The sequence below is a fragment of the Nocardia sp. NPDC004654 genome, assembly GCF_040609595.1.
In the GTDB taxonomy this organism is placed as follows: domain Bacteria; phylum Actinomycetota; class Actinomycetes; order Mycobacteriales; family Mycobacteriaceae; genus Nocardia.
The window spans coordinates 1,157,412-1,173,896 of the sequence record NZ_JBEXKI010000001.1; the positions used below are offsets into that span (position 1 = coordinate 1,157,412).

Consider the following 16,485-nt stretch of genomic DNA (forward strand, 5'->3'; position numbering starts at 1 on the left):
ACGCGCATGGACTCACCCATGGAGTACCGGCGGCTCGGCGCATCGGGTTTGCTCGTCCCGGCACTGAGCTTCGGCGCGGGCACCTTCGGCGGTCGCGGCGAATTGTTCGGCGCGTGGGGGGATACCGATGCCGAGCAAGCGCGGCGGCTGGTCGACATCAGCCTGGAAGCGGGCGTCACGATGTTCGACACCGCGGACGTCTACTCCGACGGCGCCTCGGAGGAAGTCCTCGGCGCGGCCATCAAAGGCAGGCGCGACCGGCTGCTGCTGTCCACCAAGGCGAGCCTGCCGACGGGACCCGGGCCCTACGACGCGGGCTCGGGCCGGGCCAGGCTGATCGGCGCGGTCGAGGGCTCGTTGCGCCGTCTCGGCGTCGAGCACATCGACCTGTTCCAGCTGCACGCCTTCGACGCGCACACCCCCGTCGAGGAGGTCCTCGCCGCACTGGACGACCTGGTGCGTGCGGGCAAGATCCGCTACCTCGGCGCCTCCAACTTCGCGGGCTGGCAGCTGATGAAAACCCTTGCCGCCGCGGACCGTAACGGGCTCACCCGTTACGTCGCGCACCAGGTGTACTACTCGCTGATCGGCCGCGACTACGAGTGGGAACTGATGCCGCTCGCGCAGGACCAGGGCGTCGGCGCCGTGGTGTGGAGCCCGCTCGGCTGGGGCAGGCTCACCGGCAAGATCCGGCGCGGACAACCGCTGCCCGCGGGCAGCAGGCTGCACCAGACCGCCGAGGCGGGCCCGCCCGTCGACGACGAGCTGCTCTACGACGTGGTCGACGTGCTGGACGAGATCGCCGCCGAGACCGGCAAGACCGTCCCGCAGATCGCGCTCAACTGGCTGCTCGGCCGCCCCACCGTCGCGACGGTCATCGTCGGCGCGCGCAACGAGGAACAGCTGCGCCAGAACCTCGGCGCGGTCGGCTGGCGCCTCGACCAGGACCAGATCGCCCGCCTGGACAAGGCGAGCGCCACCACGCCGCCGTACCCGTACTACCCGTACTACCGCCTGCCGGACTTCACCCGCCTCAACCCGCCCGCGGTGTAACCAGCTCAGTAGACGTCGCGCACGTAACGCTTCTCGGCGACGAGTTGCTTGCGGAACGCGAGCGCGCCCTCCTCGTCCAGCTTTCCGTGGATGCGGGCGATGGCGAGCAGGGTGTCGTCGACGTCCTTGGCCATCCGCGCCGCGTCGCCGCACACGTAGAAGTGGGCGCCGTCGCGCAGCCACGACCACAGCTCGGCGCCGTGCTCGATCATCCGGTGCTGCACGTAGATTCGCTCCCGCTGGTCACGGGAGAACGCCAGGTCGAGGCGGGTGAGGAAACCGGTGCGGAACATGTCCTCCAGTTCCGCGCGGTAGTAGAAGTTCTGCGCCGCGTGCTGCTCGCCGAAGAACAGCCAGTTGCGGCCGGTCGCGCCGAGCGCCCGGCGTTCCTGGAGGAAGCCGCGGAACGGTGCGATGCCGGTGCCCGGTCCCACCATGATCATCGGCGCCGCCGGGTCCAGCGGCGGCCGGAAATGCGGTGCGCGCTGGAGGAAGATCGGCACCGCCGCATCGCCCACCCGGTCGGCGAGGTAGGTCGAACAGACTCCGCCGCGCCGGGCGGGTTCGCCGTAGCGCACGACGCCGACCGTCAGCTGCACCTCGTCCGGGCTGACCAGCGGGCTCGACGAGATCGAATACTGGCGCGGCTGAAGCTTTTTCAGCGCGCCGAGCCATTCCACCAGGTCGGCGCGCACCGGGAAGTCGCGCAGCACGTCGACGGCCTGGCGGTCCCACAGGTAGCTGTCCAGCTCGTTGCGGTTGTCCCTGCGCAGCAGTTTGGCGAGCTGGTTGCTGGCATTGCGATCGCCGATGAAGCCCAACAGGTCGTGGCTGACCTTGGTGATGTCGTATCGGGTGCGCAGCGCCTCGGCCAACGGCATCTCCCGATTGTCGACCTCGACCACGCGCCGACCGTCCAGGCCGGTGGCGGCGAGCCACTCCTGGACAAGCGACGGACAGTTCGACGGCCACACACCAAGCGAATCGCCCACCTCGTAGCCCGCGTCCAAGCCACGCAGGTCGAAACCGAACTGGCGCACCTCTTTCGGCGATCCGGCGATCGAGAGCTGTTCGTTGCGGACGAGCGGCGCGGCTACCGGCGCGTTGCGCGTGAACGACGCGGGCGCGGCGCGCAGTGAGCGCGCGGGAGCCGCGGCCGCCGGTCTGGTCAGCACCATGGTGGCGCCGGAACTCGCGGCGCGGACGGCCGGGCGCGGACCAGAACCGCCCTCGGGAGCCGGACCGCCGTCGTTGTCGGGGCCGCCGTCGTTCCCGCCGCCACCGCTGTCGTTCCCGCCGCCGAACGCGCCGAGCACCGCATCGAGCCAGCGCGCCGCGGGCTCCTCGTAGTCGGGTTCGCAGTCCACCCGCGGCAACAGCCGGGTGGCGCCGCGCTCGGCCAGCTTCTCGTCCAGCTTGCGGCCGTGCCCGCAGAAGTCGTCGTAGGAGGAGTCGCCGAGCGCGAGGACCGCGTAGCGCAGGCCGGTCAGCCGGGTCGCGCTGTCGCTCAGCCTGTCCCAGAAGTCCGCGCCGTTGTCAGGCGGGCCGCCGTCGCCGAAGGTGCTGCTGATGAAGAGCGCGTCTCCGGTCAGCGCGCCGAGATCGCAGGAATCCATGTCGAAAAGCCGCGGCGCGAAACCGGACTCGGCGAGCCGCTCGGCCGTCGCGGCGGCGAACTCCTCGGCGTTGCCGGTCTGCGAGGCCCACAGCACCGTGACCGGCCGCTCCTCGGCGGCGGGCGCCGGGGACTCGGCCGTCAGCGCGCCGCGCGAGTACATGCCAGCCAGCAGGCCATCGATCCAGAGCCTGCTGCGGGTGGACAGCGGCGCGGTCTCCGGCAGCACCGGCTGGCCGACCACCGGAAGCGACTGCAGCGCGGCCAGATACCCGCTGAGGTAGATCTGCTCGGTGTCGCTGAGCGTCGGCGCGACACCGTTGTCCAGCCCGAGCATCACCGCGAGCGGATGCGCGCCGGACGGTGCGGAAACAGGCTCGGGGACGGGCGTTTCGGCGTGTTTCATCGGCGCGACGCGGCGCAGCGAGACGGCGCACTGCTTGAACTCGGGCTGTAGGGACGCCGGATCGACGGCGTCGTTGGTGACGGCGTTGATGGTCAAATACTCACCCTGTTCGTCGTTCCAGTGGAACGGTGCGAAGCAGTCGCCGGGGCGGACGCGGTCGCTGATCTGCACCGGAAGCACGGCTCGGCCACGGCGGGAAGCGATTTCGAGCTGATCGCCGGGACGCACGCCGAGCCGTTCGGCGTCGCGCGGATGCACCTCGAGGAACGGCTGCCCGTTCAACTTCGTGAGCTTGGCGATCTTGCCGGTCTTGGTCATCGTGTGCCACTGGTGTTGCAGGCGACCGGTATTCAGCACGAACGGGTAGTCGTCGTCCGGCATCTCCTCCGGAAGCAGGTGCGGGCGCGGCCAGAACACCGCGCGCCTGCTCGCGGTGGCGAACGCGAGCCGCGGACGGTGACCCGCGTCGTCGACGAAGAGTTCCTGGCTGACGCCGTCGTTCAGGTAGCGAATCGGGTTGCGGCGCTGGCCCGGCTCGGCGCACGGCCACTGCATCGGGCCGTCGCGCAGCGCCTCGTAGCTCATGCCGCGTAGGTCGTACCCCGTCGCGGGATTGGCGAAGCCCTGGATCTCGGCGAAAACCTCGGCGCTCGAGGAGTATTCGAAGCCGGGAAAGCCCATGGCCGTGGCGACCTGCGCGATCAGCAGCCAATCCGGCCGCGCGTCGCCGACCGGGTCGACGGAGCGCTGCATCAGGGTGACGTTGCGTTCGGAGTTCACCGCCACGCCCTCGGCCTCGGCCCAGAGCGTGGCGGGCAGCAGCAGATCCGCGTAGGCGTTGGTGGCCGAGTCGGTGTAGGCGTCCTGCGCGATCACCAGTTCGGCGGCCTCCAGGCCCGCGATCACCGTCTTCCGATTGGATACGGACGCCACCGGATTGGTGCAGATGATCCACGCCGCCTTGATGTCGCCCTCGGCCATGCCGCGGAACATCTCGATGGTGCCCGGCCCGGCCTCGGTGCGAATCGTGCCGGGCGTCACGCCCCACGCCGTCTCCACGAAGGCGCGGTCGGCGGCCGAGAGCAGCGAGCGCTGGCCGGGCAGGCCGGGGCCCATGTACCCCATCTCGCGCCCGCCCATGGCGTTCGGCTGACCGGTCAGCGAGAAGGGGCCGCTGCCCGGACGGCAAATGGCGCCGGTGGCCAGGTGCAGGTTGCAGATCGCGTTGGTGTTCCAGGTGCCGTGGGTGGACTGGTTGAGTCCCATCGTCCACAGCGTCATCCACTCGCGCGCTTCGCCGATCCAGCGCGCCGCGGTGCGAATGTCCTGTTCGGCGAGGCCGGTGATCTCGGCGACCCGCTCCGGCGGATAGTCGGCGAGGAACTCGGGCATGGCGTCCCAGCCCTCGGTGTGCTCGGCGATGAACTCCTCATCGATGTCGCCGTTGGCGACGAGCAGGTGCAGCAGGCCGTTGAGCAGCGCGAGGTCGGTGCCGGGGCGCAGCTGGAGGAACAGGTCGGCGCGCGCGGCGGTGTCGGTGCGGCGCGGATCGGCGACGATCAGCTTGGCGCCCGCCTTCAGCCGATCGGCCATCCGCAGGAACAGAATCGGATGGCAGTCGGCCATGTTCGCGCCGGTGACGAAGAACAGGTCGGCGTGCTCGAAGTCGTCGTAGGAGCCGGGCGGGCCGTCGGCGCCCAGCGACTGCTTGTAGCCGGTGCCCGCGCTGGCCATGCACAGCCGCGAGTTGGCCTCGATGTGCACGGTCCGCAGGTAGCCCTTGGCCAGCTTGGTGGCCAGGTACTGCGCCTCCAGCGTCATCTGGCCGGAGACATACAGCGCGATGGCGTCCGGCCCGTGCTCGTCCAGGATCGCGCGCAACCGGTCGGCGGCCTCGCGCACGGCGGCGTCGACGGCGATCGGCATCGGCTCCTGTCCGCGCTCGGGTCGCCGGTAGGCGGTGGTCATCCGGCCGGGCGTGCGCATCAGCTCCGCGTGGGTGGCGCCCTTGGTGCAGAGCCTGCCCGCGTTCGCAGGGTGCAGCTTGTCGCCGCTGACCTTGGCGATCACCGGCGCGCCGTCGGCGCCCGGCGTGGTCTCGACCGTGATGCCGCAACCCACGCCGCAGTACGAGCACGCCGTTCTGGCGGTGCCCGGCGCGGGGCTGCTGGCTGCGTCCGACATGTCACCGATCATGCGGAACGTCGATTGCGCGGGATTTACCCAACGTTATCGCCAGGTGACAATTCTCCTCACCGCTCCCATTCTCGGCTGTGAGGTGTGTTGTTCGTCACCTTTGCGCAGGTCAGCGGGTCGCTAGTGCCCGCAGCCGGTGGAATTCAGCCGAGCTTGTATCCCCGGTGCAGGGCGACGACCCCGCCGCTGAGATTGCGCCACTTGACCGTAGACCACCCCGCCTTGGCGATCCGCATGGCCAGCTGCCGCTGATTCGGCCACGCCCGGATCGACTCCGCCAGGTACACGTAAGCGTCCGGATTACTGCTGACCGCCCGCGCCACCTGCGGGAGCGTCTTCATCAGATACTCCATGTACAAGGTGCGGAACACCGGAACGATCGGCGTCGAGAACTCGGCGACCACCAGCCGCCCGCCCGGCTTGGTGACCCGCAGCATCTCGCGCAACGCCAGATCCGGATCCGAGACGTTGCGCAGACCGTAGGAGATGGTCACCGCGTCGAACGAGTCGTCGGCGAAAGGCAGGGCCGTGGCGTCACCCGCGACCATCGGCACATTGCGGAACCGGCCCGCGGCGAGCATGCCCTTGGAGAAGTCGGTCGCCACGCACCAGGCGCCGGACTTGCCGAACTCCAGTGTCGAGACGCCGGTGCCCGCCGCGAGGTCGAGCACCCGCTCGCCGGGCCGGAGCCCGAGCGCCTTGCGGGTCGCCCAGCGCCAGTAGCGGTCCTGACCCGCGGAGATCACGGTGTTGGTGAGGTCGTATCGCTTGGCGACCCCGTCGAACATCGCTGCGACCTCGCTCGGCCGCTTGTCCAGGGAGGCTCGACCTGCATGCGTTTGCGCCACGCCAACGACCTTAAGCGACTGTCCGTTACGGACTCGCGTGTACCCGATCACAGACCCGCAGGAGTCGGGTTCGGGTTACGCCGTGTTCGAAAGGCGGAAATCCTGTCCGGTGACGTCGGCGTAGTGACCCATCAGCTCGTCGCACACGGCTGGCCAGGTTCGGTGCAGTACGGATTTGCGTGCGGCGCCGGCGAATCGGGCGCGCAGCGCCGGGTCGCGCAGCGCGGCCACGGCGCTGGGCAGCAGTTCGGTGAACCGGTCGACCGGGAGCAGATAGCCGTTGCGGCAGTGCGCGACGAGGTCGCGCGGACCGCCCGCATCGGGCCCGATGACCGGGACGCCGGAGGCCAGCGCCTCCTGCACGCCCTGGCAGAAGGTCTCGTGCTCGCCCGCGTGCGCCATCACATCCAGGCTCGCGTACGCCTGCGCGAGTTCGGCGCCGCCGAGTTCGCCGGTGAACACCGCGCCCGGCATGAGCTGGGCCAGCCGGTTCCGCTCCGGTCCGTCGCCGACGATCACCAGCTGAATCGTGGGGTCGCCCGCCAGCACGGCCAAGCGCTCGACGTGCTTCTCCGGCGCCAGTCTGCCGACGAACCCGACCACGAGTCGCTCGTGCCCGTCGAGCCAGCGCTCGCGCAGTTCCGCGCGGTGCGCCGACGGGGTGAACCTGGCGATGTCCACGCCGCGACCCCACCGACGCACCCGCGGGATGCCATGCCTGGCCAGGTCTTCGGCGGCCGCGCGGGAGGGCGCCAGCGTGCGAGTCGCGCCCTCGTGGATGCGCCGCGTCCATGCCCAGGCCGCACGGCTGGCCAGCCCGAGCCCGTAGCTCTGCGCGAAGCCCGCCACGTCGGTCTGGTACACCGCGATCGTCGGCAGGTCCAGCCGCAGCGCCGCGCCGAGACCGCCCGCGCCGAGCAGGAACGGGGAGGCCAGATGCACCAGGTCGGCGTCGAATTCGGCGATCGCGGCGGTGATCCCCGGCTGCGGCAACCCGACCGGCAGCGAGCTGACCTTGGGCACCATCACCGCGGGGACCCGGTGCACCGGGAAACGGCCGTATTCACTCGCCGCGGCGGGCAGTCCGCGGGGCGTGTCCGGCGCGATCACCAGCGCCTGGTGTCCGTGTTTGTCCAGGTGATCGAGCACCCGGAGGACCGAATTGACGACGCCGTTCATGTTCGGCAGGAAGGACTCCGAAACGATGGCTACGCGCACCACCTCAGCGTGACCCGCGCAGCGCGCGTCGCAGCCACGCGGACGTGAAGCGCGCGGAAAGTTCCGGCGAACTCCTCGCGCTGTCGCAGACAGTGGTTCTCAGAGGTACAGCGCCCGCAGTTGCGGATCCGCCAGCCGCTCCTCGGTCGCGACCGCGCCGAGCACCGCGCGTAGCGTGCGCAGCGCGTCCGGACCGAATTCGCGCACCAGGCGCTGTTCCCGATTCCGGTGGAATCGCCTCGCGGCGGCGAGGGCGGCGTTGCCGCGTTCGGTGAGGTAGAGCAGTTTCGCGCGGCCGTCGGCCGGATCGGGGCGGCGTTCCACGTAGCCGCGTTCCTGCATGTCGTCGACGATCTGCGCGGTGCCCTGCTTGCTGATCCCGAGGCGTTCGGCCAGCTCGCTGACGTTCATCGGCCGCTTCGACAGACAGCGGAAGACGTAGCCGTCGGAGCGGCCGCTGTCGTCGAAACCCCGCTCCGCCAAAGACGCTCGCAATTCGATGACGAACTGTTCGTAGGCGAGCCCGAGGAGGATGCCGAGATCCGGGTCTTGCGGTGTGGATGCCATGCCGTCATGATAGAAAAGCCAACTTGATCAAGCTGGCTTGTCTATTTTCCAGTCTTCGAGGAGTGTCAATGCACGTCATCAAGGCCGCCGAAGCGCAGCGTTTCGAGCTCCCCGGCGTCGAATTCAGCGCCATGGCGGCCCCCAGCCGCGGTTCGGCGGACGTCTGTACCTGGCGGCTCACCGTCGCGCCGCACCGCGACAGCGACGCGGCACACGTCCTGGACCGCGACGAGATCTTCATGGTGCTTTCCGGCGTGCTGGAGGTCAGCGGTCAGCGGCTCGGCGCGGGCGATGTCGCGATCGTGCCCGCGGGCGCGCCCATCGCCGTGGGCAATCCAGGCGACGAACCGGCCGTCGCGCACGTCGCGATCGCCGCCGGATTCCAAGCCACCATGGCCGACGGCAGCAAGCTCAGCCCGCCGTGGGCGCAGTGAATCCGCCCGCGAAGGCGGACCGGCTCAGCGCGCCGCGGTGACCTTCGGTTCGCGCCTGCCCGCGCGGACGATCAACAACAGCGCGGGCAAAGCCAACGCCCACACCACCACGATCACCGAGAGGGCGGGCTGGATGGCGACACGGACGTCGCGGCCCGCCACCCGGACCAGATCGGGATCGCTGCGGCTGTACTCGACATTGATGCGCTCGCCCGCGGTCAGGTTGGTCGGGTAGAGCACGCCGACCTTCGGATTGTGCGTCTCGCCGTCGGGTGTGACATAGATGACCGCCGAACGCAATCGGCCCGCCGAAAGCACCTCGCCGGTGGTCACGCCTTTGTCGGAACTGATCAGGTAGTCGTTGCGCCAAGCGGCGAGCACCAGCAACGCCATGAGCACGCTGACGACCGTCGCGGCGGTGAGCACGCCGATCCTCGCCCGCCGCAGGCGGACGGTCCGCCTTTCGGCCTGGCTGGTTTCCGACACCGCCACAGGCTACCGACCACCTCGGCTAGCGTGTGCGCCCATGTCCCGAAAATTCAGCTTCACCGTGCCCTACGCCGTCCCGGTCGAAGATCTTCACCGGGCACTCATCACCGACGACGCCTGGCGCTCCCGCTTCGCCGGCACCGAGACCGCGACGCTCGAGCTGTCGCACCCGGGCGGCGCGGGCACCATCCGCATCCATATGACCGAAAAGGCCCGTCGGGACAAGATTCCCAGCATCGTCGGCAAGGTACTGAAGAACGAATTGGTGCTTTCGCGCACCGACGACTGGCAGACGTTGGACGGCGAGATCGCCAAGGGCGTCTTCCGGGCGAGCACCACGGGCGTCACGAGCGAAATGTCGGGCTCCTTCGAATTGCGCCCCACCGCCGAAGGGTGCGAGATCGACGTCGTCGGCACCGTCTCGGTGAAGGTGTCGCTGGTCGGCGGCGCCATCGAGCCGCTGGCCGAGCAACTGTTCCACCGGGTGCTCAACAGCGAGCGCAAATTCTTCGAGGAGTGGTTGGCCGCGGAGGCCACCGCCTGATCTCGTCCGTCGAATCGGGCGCCCGCCTCGGGCGCTCGATTCCGGTCGAGCCCGTCGCGCGCCTCAGGTGAAGGGCGGCAGGTCGTCGTAGCGCATGGACGCCCGTCCCGCGAGCCGCCAGGCGCGCGCGGTGATGTCCAGGTCCTCGTCGGTGACCAGGTTGCCCATCACACGAACCGCGGTGCGCTGCAAATACTTCGAGCGCATCACCGGCGGGCCGCCGGTGGGGACCATGCGGGGATGGGTGGCCAGGCCCGCGATCCGGCGCGCCGCCGAGAACGTGCGGCCGTAGCGTGCGCGCAGCAGATCCGGCCACAGGCCGGTGAAATCGGGCGCGTCCAGCAGGTCGGCGAGCATGTGCCCGCTTTCGAGGCCGTAGTCGATGCCCTCGCCGTTGAGCGGGTTCACGCAGCCCGCGGCGTCGCCGATCAGCACCCAGTTGCGGCCCGCGACATTCGACACCGCGCCGCCCATCGGCAGCAGCGCCGAAGCCACCGCACGCAGCTCGCCCTCGAACTGCCACTCCTCGTAACGCTGCGAGGTGTAGTGGCGCAGCAGCGGTTTCAGCGCGATGTGCGAGGGCCGCCGCTCGGTGGCCAGCGAGCCGACGCCGATGTTCACCTCGCCGTTGCCGAGTGGGAACACCCAGCCGTAACCGGGCACCAATTGGCCGTCGGCATCGCGCAATTCGAGGTGCGAGGTGATCCACTGATCGTCGCTGCGGCCGGACTTGATGTAGGCGCGCGCCGCGGTGCCGTACGCGAAACGCCGGTGCCAGACGCGGCCGAGCAGCTTGCCGACCGGTGAGCGAACGCCGTCCGCGACGACCAGGATGTCGCAGGCGATCTCGCGGGACCCCTCGGCTGTTCGCACCGTCACACCCGTGACGCGGTCACCCGCGCGGGTGACATCCACCACCTTCGCGCCGTCCAGCATCCGCGCGCCGGACTTCACCGCCGTTTCGCGCAGCTTGTCGTCGAGTTCGGTTCGCGCGACGGCGCTTCCGTAGCTCGGAAACCCGCCGCCAGGCCAGTTGAGCAGGGCTTCCCTGCCGAAACCGGTCAGGCGCAGGCCGTGGTTGACCGTGTGCGCGCGCAGCCACTCGCCGAGACCGAGGTGTTCGAGCTCCTTGGTCGCCCGCGGCGTCAGGCCGTCGCCGCAAGTCTTGTCCCTCGGGAAGACCGCGGCGTCGGTGAGCAGCACGTCGCGGCCCGCGCGCGCGGCCCAGGCAGCGGCGGCGGAACCGGCCGGACCTGCGCCGACGACGAGCACTTCGGCACGATCGGGCAGCGGGTTCCCCCCGCGGTCCTCGACTGAGACATCCGGTGCACCCATGCGCTCAATACTTGCAGGACAGTCGGATCGGTGTCGACGCAGGACCGCGCGCCAGGTCGGCCGATCCGGCCCCGCCGAAGTGTGGAAAAGTGTCTGATACACCGCATAGTGACGGTGTTCATGGGCCGCACGGGCCGAACACGCTAGGTTCTCTACCGTGGGGTCGGACGCGGCGCTGGGAGATGAGATGAGCACATCGGCTGTTAGTGACGAGAGCACGGTGGTCGCCGGGGTCGAACTCGGTGACCCCGAACTCGCGGCGAGCGTCCGCAACGGCCTGGAAGAGGTCGAGAAACTCCTGATCGCCGAACTCTCCGACGGCGAGGACTTTTTGCAGGACGCGGCGCTGCACCTGGCGCGGGCGGGCGGCAAGCGGTTCCGTCCGCTGTTCACCATCCTCACCGGCCAGCTCGGCCCGCGTCCCACCGATCCCGCCCTGATCACCGCGGGCACCGTCGTCGAACTCGTGCACCTGGCCACGCTGTACCACGACGACGTGATGGACGAGGCCCCGATGCGCCGCGGCGCGCCGAGCGTGAACTCGCGCTGGGGCAACAACGTCGCGATCCTGGCGGGCGACTACCTGTTCGCGCACGCCTCCCGTCTCACCTCGACGCTCGGCCCCGACGCGGTCCGCATCATCGCCGAGACCTTCGCCGAACTGGTTACCGGCCAGATGCGCGAGACCGTCGGCGCCCGCGACTCGCAGGACCCGGTCGAGCACTACCTGCGCGTCGTGTGGGAGAAGACGGGCTCGCTGATCGCCGCGGCCGGTCGCTTCGGCGGCACCTTCTCCGGCGCGCACCCCGAGCACATCGAGCGGCTCGCCCGCCTCGGCGACGCGGTCGGCACCGCCTTCCAGATCTCCGACGACATCATCGATATCTCCTCGGCCTCCGAACAATCCGGCAAGACCCCCGGCACCGACCTGCGCGAAGGCGTGCACACTCTGCCGGTGCTCTACGCGCTGCGCGACGAGGGTGCCGAGGGCGACCGGCTGCGCAAGCTGCTCGCCCGTCCGCTGGAGACCGACGAGGAGGTCGCCGAGGCGCTGGAACTGCTCGCGCACTCGCGCGGCATGGTGCTCGCCAAGGAGAAGCTGCAGGGCTACGCCGACCTCGCGCACGCCGAGCTGTCGGCGCTGCCCGCGGGCCCGGCCAACGACGCGCTCGAACAGCTGGTCCGCTACACCATCGAACGCGTCGGCTGAATTTTTGGCGCGCTGGCGCGCGCGTGTTCGCGGCCTTTGTGTCTCGCTTCCCAGCGCTCGAGACTCGCGCCTTCGGCGCATGCGCTTCGAGCGCTGGGAAGCGAGACGGCCGCGAACGGTCGCTCGTCGGGCTCGCTCCGGAGGTGGTCGTGCGGGTGTGGACCGTGCGTTGGCGATTGTTCTGGGCCGAGTCCGGGAGCGGCCCGAGGTCGGTGACCGAGTGCGGCGGTGATCGTCAGGGCCGAGTCCGAGAGTGATCTGATCGACTACCGTCGGAGCCGGAGCTACCAGGAACTTTCGCCGGGGGCCCTATCGTTGATCTCGCATAACGAACTCGATGGACGGGGGAGTGGGCAAGGAGACCTATGCACGGGCACGGGTATGCGAACGGATTGAAGACATTCGGTCTGATGGTCGGGCTCTCGGCCATCATCGTGTTCGCCGGGGCCATGTTCCGCAGCCCGACGATCCTGGTCATCTCCATCCTGCTGGCCGTCGGCATGAACGCCTGGGCCTACTTCAACAGCGACAAGCTCGCGCTGAAGGCGATGCACGCGCAGCCGGTCAGCGAGCTCGAGGCGCCGGTCATCTATCGGATCGTGCGGGAACTCGCGACGACGGCGCGGCAGCCGATGCCGCGGCTCTACATCAGCCCGACGAACGCGCCCAACGCCTTCGCCACCGGCCGCAATCCCCGGCACGCCGCGGTCTGCTGTACCAGCGGCATCCTGCAGATCCTCGACGAACGCGAACTGCGCGCCGTGCTCGGCCACGAACTCTCGCACGTCTACAACCGCGACATCCTCATCTCGTCCATCGCGGGCGCGCTGGCCGCGGTCATCTCCGGCCTCGCCAACCTCGCGTTCTTCGCCTCGGCCTTCGGCGGGCGCGGCAACGGCGGCCCGAACATGCTCGGCATGCTGCTCGTCTCCCTGCTCGGCCCGATCGCGGCCACCCTGATCAAGCTGGCCGTCTCCCGCTCCCGCGAGTACCAAGCCGACCAATCCGGCGCCGAACTCACCGGCGACCCGCTGGCGCTCGCCTCGGCCCTGCGCAAGCTGGAACGCGGCGTACAAGCCGCTCCGCTGCCTCCTGAGCCGCAGTTGACCTCCCAGTCACACCTGATGATCGCCAACCCGTTCCGGGCAGGCGAGCGGGCCGCACGCTGGTTCTCCACGCACCCGCCGATGGCCGAGCGCATCGCCCGGCTCGAGGAAATGGCGGGCGGGCCGCGCAACTACTGAGGGTGCGCCGACGGCTGCGAGTCTGCCGCGAATCAGGCGAACAGCAGAGCGCGAGCAATGAAGCGAGCCCGCCGACCATCCGGCCGACGGGCTCGTTCAGCTAGTGCACCGCCGCGAAAAACATTGCGGCGCAACAGCTATCGGTAGTTGACGAACTGCAGCGCGATACCGAAGTCCTCGCCCTTCAGCAGTGCGATCACGGCCTGCAAATCGTCGCGCTTCTTGCTGCTCACCCGCAGCTCGTCGCCCTGGATCTGCGCCTTGACGCCCTTGGGGCCCTCGTCGCGGATCTTCTTCGAGATCTTCTTCGCCTTCTCGGCATCGATGCCCTGCACCAGGCTGCCGGTGATCTTGTACGTCTTGCCGGAGGCCACCGGCTCGCCCGCGTCGAACGCCTTCAACGAGATGTCCCTGCGGATCAACTTCTCCTTGAACACCTCGAGCGCGGCCTTCACCCGCTCCTCGGCCTCGGCCGTCAACACGATCGTTTCCTCACCGGACCACTCGATCTTCGCGCCCGTGCCGCGGAAGTCGTAGCGGGTGTTCAGCTCCTTCTCCGCCTGATGCAGAGCGTTGTCGACCTCCTGCCGGTCGACCTTGCTGACGACATCGAAAGACGAATCGGCCACACTACGCTCCTGTTCCTGACGGTCCGACGGGCTCACTACACCGGTGCAACCGGCATCGTCAGTTCTACCCGGAAGCCCGACCGTAGTCCCGTCGCAGGGCCGTTGGCCAGCCGGTTTGCATTCGGCACCGGGGTTCGTTGTATTCTCACTGCGCGCCAAAAAGCGCACGTAAGGCAGGTTGCCCGAGCGGCCAATGGGAGCAGACTGTAAATCTGTCGGTGAAAGCCTACGTAGGTTCGAATCCTACACCTGCCACTCCGCTCATGAGCGAGCCCTACCTGCAGAAAGCGCAGGTGGGGCTCGCTTCGTAATGTCTTGTGGGGGTGCAACCCCCACGCCCCGCCCGGCGGGGCTTCGCCCCCCGGACCCCCCTTGCAGTGGTTGCGTTTTGTGGGGAAGTGCGGTTGGTGGCTGGTTGAATTTCGAGGCGGTTCCGACGCGGGGCTGCTCGGCGAGCAGGTTCGACCACGTGATTCCGTTGGGGAGTTTAATCGGGACTGCTCGTCATGAGGGGTGATTTCGGGTGGACCTGAGCTTTCCGGTGTGACCGGGCTTCGTCGGAGCGGATTCTGTGATCTTGGATGCTCTTTGCACTTCGAGGCGCTTGGGTGGGCGTGAATCTTGGCGGGGTCGGTGGTCGCACCGCTTCCTGCGGGTGGATCTTCTCCAGTCGAGAGATGGCTGCGGAAGAACTCCGGACGAGTGGATGCTGTCAGGGGCGAGAGCGCCGTACCGCTGAACGCGCCGTCGACTGGAGTGCCTAAGGGCGCGTGTGCTGTGGAGCGCTCCGTTCGCGGGTTTGGCTCGACGGCTTTGCTTCGAGACGAAGTCGGTTGTGCCGTGGTGCTCCAAGGGGTGCATTCGGGGTGTTTGCTCGTGTGCAAAAACCGGCTCTGACCTCGGAATTTGGAAGTGTGAGCGTTGGGTGTGTAATCTCGTTCAAGACTTCGCCGCTCCGGGGTCGAGAAGACGGATCACGGTGCGGAAGTAGTCATGCCCCCTTAGCTCAGTCGGCAGAGCGTTTCCATGGTAAGGAAAAGGTCAACGGTTCGATTCCGTTAGGGGGCTCGCCGGATTGCCGGTGGTGACCGACTCGGCATCGCACCCATGGTCGTGGGGCTGGGCTCGCACCACTGCAATGCGACGCCGTGGCGGTGTAGCTCAGTCGGTAGAGCAAACGACTCATAATCGTTGTGTCGCCGGTTCAAGTCCGGCCATCGCTACCAAAACCGATTACGCCCATCAGGTACCGGAAAGAAGGAAAGTCGTGGCCGCGAAGTCCACCGATGTCCGGCCAAAGATCACCTTGGCCTGCGAGCAGTGCAAGCACCGCAACTACATCACCAAGAAGAACCGGCGCAACGACCCGGACCGGCTGGAGCTGAAGAAGTTCTGCCCGAACTGCGGCACGCACCGGGCGCACCGCGAATCCCGCTGATCCCATCCACGCGTGAAATCGCCGCGTGCAGGGCAACCGGGACGCTGATCCCGGGATCTCGGAACCGTGAAGCTGTGCAGGGCCGGACATCCGTCCGGCCCTGAGCGCTTTCTACGGTCGGGTGCGGTGGTGAACGCTCGCCGACCCCGGGGTGCGGGGTCAGATAGGTACATTCTTCCCGTGACAATCAACACCGGTACTGAAGAAGCGGTCCAGGTGAGCGAGGCGGATCTCGATCCCGCCACCCACGCCGCGGCCATGGTCGGTCACCACTACCGCGTCGACGACTACTACGAGGTCGGCCGCGAGAAGGTCCGCGAATATGCCCGCGCCGTGCAGGACTACCACCCGGTGCACTGGGACGAGGACGTCGCCGCCGAATACGGCTACGACGGCCTCCTCGCGCCCCTCACTTTCATCTCCCTGGTCGGCATCCTGGCCCAGCGCAAGCTCTTCGAGCAGATCGTCACGGGCTACGACCTCAGCCAGATCATGCAGACCGACCAGATCCTGGAATTTCACCGGCCCATCCGGGTCGGCGACCAACTGACCTGCGACGTCTACCTGCACTCCTTCCGGCAGGCCTTCGGTGGCGACATCATCGTCACCAAGAACATCGTCACCGGGCAAAACGACGAGCTGGTGCTCACCACCTACACCACGCTCGTCGGCCGCAGCGGCGCCGACATCGACCCCAACCTCGCCGACGCGGTCCGCAACGTGCTCATGCACGGCATCGGCGAGGAAGTGCCCGATCACCACCCGCGCACCGCCGCGCGCAGCGAGCAGCCCATCCCGATCGCCGTCATCCCGGAGGTCGCGCCGAGCAAGCACGCGATCAATTTCGAGGACGTCTCCGTCGGCGACGAACTGCCCACCCGCATCGTCCGCCTCACCCGCGGCGATCTGGTCAACTACGCGGGCGTCTCGGGCGACGCCAACCCCATCCACTGGAGCGACGACGTGGTCAAGCTCGTCGGCCTGGACAACGTGGTCGCGCACGGCATGCTCACGATGGGCCTCGGTGGCGGTTTCATCACCTCCTGGCTCGGCGATCCCGGCGCGGTCAAGGAATACAACGTCCGCTTCACCAGCCCGGTCTATGTCGGCTCCGACGAGGCGGCCGAAATCGAGTACACGGGTAAGGTGAAATCCGTGGATCCGGAGACCCGGACCGCGGTCGTCGCCATCGTGGCGAAGTCGGCGGGCAAGAAGATCTTCGGCCGCGCGACGGCTACCGTGCAACTGGCCTGACCTGG

14 protein-coding genes and 3 tRNA genes are annotated in these 16,485 nt (G+C 68.5%); 10 read left to right on the plus strand and 7 right to left on the minus strand.

From position 1 onward, the window contains the following. Positions 1 to 18: 18 nt before the first annotated feature. On the plus strand, positions 19 to 1,053 hold the full coding sequence (locus ABZV58_RS05395) for an aldo/keto reductase (protein ID WP_354999043.1): 1,035 nt from the start codon (positions 19 to 21) through the stop codon (positions 1,051 to 1,053). Positions 1,054 to 1,058: 5 nt separating this feature from the next. On the opposite strand, the gene ABZV58_RS05400 is transcribed toward ABZV58_RS05395, so the two are convergent. From ABZV58_RS05400 to ABZV58_RS05415, 4 genes are all read right to left on the minus strand, one after another. After that, positions 1,059 to 5,258, minus strand: coding sequence for a bifunctional nitrate reductase/sulfite reductase flavoprotein subunit alpha (locus ABZV58_RS05400; protein ID WP_354998910.1), 4,200 nt, complete (start codon positions 5,256 to 5,258; stop codon positions 1,059 to 1,061). 155 nt (positions 5,259 to 5,413) lie between these two features. Further along, the gene (locus tag ABZV58_RS05405; RefSeq protein WP_354998911.1) at positions 5,414 to 6,118 is read right to left on the minus strand and encodes a demethylmenaquinone methyltransferase; all 705 of its coding nucleotides are present in this window, start codon (positions 6,116 to 6,118) and stop codon (positions 5,414 to 5,416) included. Between the two features lie 75 nt (positions 6,119 to 6,193). Beyond that, entirely contained in the window at positions 6,194 to 7,336 is a 1,143-nt protein-coding gene (locus tag ABZV58_RS05410) for a glycosyltransferase family 1 protein (RefSeq protein ID WP_354998912.1), read from the minus strand. Between the two features lie 99 nt (positions 7,337 to 7,435). Continuing rightward, positions 7,436 to 7,903: a MarR family transcriptional regulator gene (locus tag ABZV58_RS05415; RefSeq protein ID WP_354998913.1), complete on the minus strand. Its 468-nt coding sequence runs from the start codon at positions 7,901 to 7,903 to the stop codon at positions 7,436 to 7,438. A gap of 68 nt (positions 7,904 to 7,971) precedes the next feature. On the opposite strand from ABZV58_RS05415, the gene ABZV58_RS05420 reads away from it, so the two are divergent. Then, positions 7,972 to 8,337 carry a cupin domain-containing protein gene (locus ABZV58_RS05420; RefSeq protein ID WP_354998914.1) on the plus strand — a complete coding sequence of 122 codons (366 nt, stop codon included), beginning with the start codon at positions 7,972 to 7,974 and terminating at the stop codon, positions 8,335 to 8,337. A gap of 24 nt (positions 8,338 to 8,361) precedes the next feature. Here the strand turns inward: ABZV58_RS05420 and ABZV58_RS05425 are convergent, their stop codons facing one another. Further along, positions 8,362 to 8,823, minus strand: coding sequence for a DUF3592 domain-containing protein (locus ABZV58_RS05425; protein ID WP_354998915.1), 462 nt, complete (start codon positions 8,821 to 8,823; stop codon positions 8,362 to 8,364). 40 nt (positions 8,824 to 8,863) lie between these two features. On the opposite strand from ABZV58_RS05425, the gene ABZV58_RS05430 reads away from it, so the two are divergent. Beyond that, positions 8,864 to 9,370, plus strand: a complete 507-nt coding sequence (locus ABZV58_RS05430) for a DUF2505 domain-containing protein (RefSeq protein WP_354998916.1) — start codon at positions 8,864 to 8,866, stop codon at positions 9,368 to 9,370. Positions 9,371 to 9,433: 63 nt separating this feature from the next. On the opposite strand, the gene ABZV58_RS05435 is transcribed toward ABZV58_RS05430, so the two are convergent. Beyond that, complete coding sequence (locus ABZV58_RS05435) at positions 9,434 to 10,705, minus strand: geranylgeranyl reductase family protein (protein ID WP_354998917.1); 1,272 nt, start codon at positions 10,703 to 10,705, stop codon at positions 9,434 to 9,436. A gap of 187 nt (positions 10,706 to 10,892) precedes the next feature. Between ABZV58_RS05435 and ABZV58_RS05440 the strand changes: the two genes are divergently transcribed. Both ABZV58_RS05440 and htpX read left to right on the plus strand, forming a co-directional pair. Then, positions 10,893 to 11,915, plus strand: coding sequence for a polyprenyl synthetase family protein (locus ABZV58_RS05440; RefSeq protein ID WP_067791412.1), 1,023 nt, complete (start codon positions 10,893 to 10,895; stop codon positions 11,913 to 11,915). 365 nt (positions 11,916 to 12,280) lie between these two features. Further along, positions 12,281 to 13,159, plus strand: coding sequence for a zinc metalloprotease HtpX (gene htpX, locus ABZV58_RS05445; protein ID WP_354998918.1), 879 nt, complete (start codon positions 12,281 to 12,283; stop codon positions 13,157 to 13,159). A 137-nt stretch (positions 13,160 to 13,296) separates the two neighbouring features. Here htpX and ABZV58_RS05450 read toward each other — a convergent pair whose 3' ends face one another. Then, positions 13,297 to 13,788 carry a YajQ family cyclic di-GMP-binding protein gene (locus ABZV58_RS05450; RefSeq protein WP_141808626.1) on the minus strand — a complete coding sequence of 164 codons (492 nt, stop codon included), beginning with the start codon at positions 13,786 to 13,788 and terminating at the stop codon, positions 13,297 to 13,299. A gap of 172 nt (positions 13,789 to 13,960) precedes the next feature. On the opposite strand from ABZV58_RS05450, the gene ABZV58_RS05455 reads away from it, so the two are divergent. The 5 genes from ABZV58_RS05455 to ABZV58_RS05475 all read left to right on the plus strand — a co-directional run bounded on the left by ABZV58_RS05455 (position 13,961) and on the right by ABZV58_RS05475 (position 16,480). After that, positions 13,961 to 14,043: transfer RNA gene (locus ABZV58_RS05455), tRNA-Tyr, on the plus strand. A 740-nt stretch (positions 14,044 to 14,783) separates the two neighbouring features. Further along, positions 14,784 to 14,856, plus strand: a tRNA-Thr gene (locus ABZV58_RS05460). 82 nt (positions 14,857 to 14,938) lie between these two features. Further along, positions 14,939 to 15,014: transfer RNA gene (locus tag ABZV58_RS05465), tRNA-Met, on the plus strand. 41 nt (positions 15,015 to 15,055) lie between these two features. Continuing rightward, positions 15,056 to 15,226 (plus strand): 50S ribosomal protein L33, encoded by a 171-nt coding sequence (rpmG, locus tag ABZV58_RS05470; RefSeq protein ID WP_011211653.1) that lies wholly within the window; start codon positions 15,056 to 15,058, stop codon positions 15,224 to 15,226. A gap of 186 nt (positions 15,227 to 15,412) precedes the next feature. Continuing rightward, positions 15,413 to 16,480 (plus strand): fused (3R)-hydroxyacyl-ACP dehydratase subunits HadA/HadB, encoded by a 1,068-nt coding sequence (locus ABZV58_RS05475; protein WP_354999044.1) that lies wholly within the window; start codon positions 15,413 to 15,415, stop codon positions 16,478 to 16,480. Positions 16,481 to 16,485 lie beyond the last annotated feature (5 nt).

Bases quoted from the DNA above. Each gene is read 5' to 3' on its own strand.
- ABZV58_RS05395 (WP_354999043.1), top strand. From the start codon at position 19: ATGGAGTACCGGCGGCTCGGCGCATCGGGTTTGCTCGTCCCGGCACTG.
- ABZV58_RS05400 (WP_354998910.1), bottom strand. From the start codon at position 5,258: ATGTCGGACGCAGCCAGCAGCCCCGCGCCGGGCACCGCCAGAACGGCG.
- ABZV58_RS05415 (WP_354998913.1), bottom strand. From the start codon at position 7,903: ATGGCATCCACACCGCAAGACCCGGATCTCGGCATCCTCCTCGGGCTC.
- ABZV58_RS05420 (WP_354998914.1), top strand. From the start codon at position 7,972: ATGCACGTCATCAAGGCCGCCGAAGCGCAGCGTTTCGAGCTCCCCGGC.
- ABZV58_RS05430 (WP_354998916.1), top strand. From the start codon at position 8,864: ATGTCCCGAAAATTCAGCTTCACCGTGCCCTACGCCGTCCCGGTCGAA.
- ABZV58_RS05435 (WP_354998917.1), bottom strand. From the start codon at position 10,705: ATGGGTGCACCGGATGTCTCAGTCGAGGACCGCGGGGGGAACCCGCTG.
- ABZV58_RS05440 (WP_067791412.1), top strand. From the start codon at position 10,893: ATGAGCACATCGGCTGTTAGTGACGAGAGCACGGTGGTCGCCGGGGTC.
- htpX (WP_354998918.1), top strand. From the start codon at position 12,281: ATGCACGGGCACGGGTATGCGAACGGATTGAAGACATTCGGTCTGATG.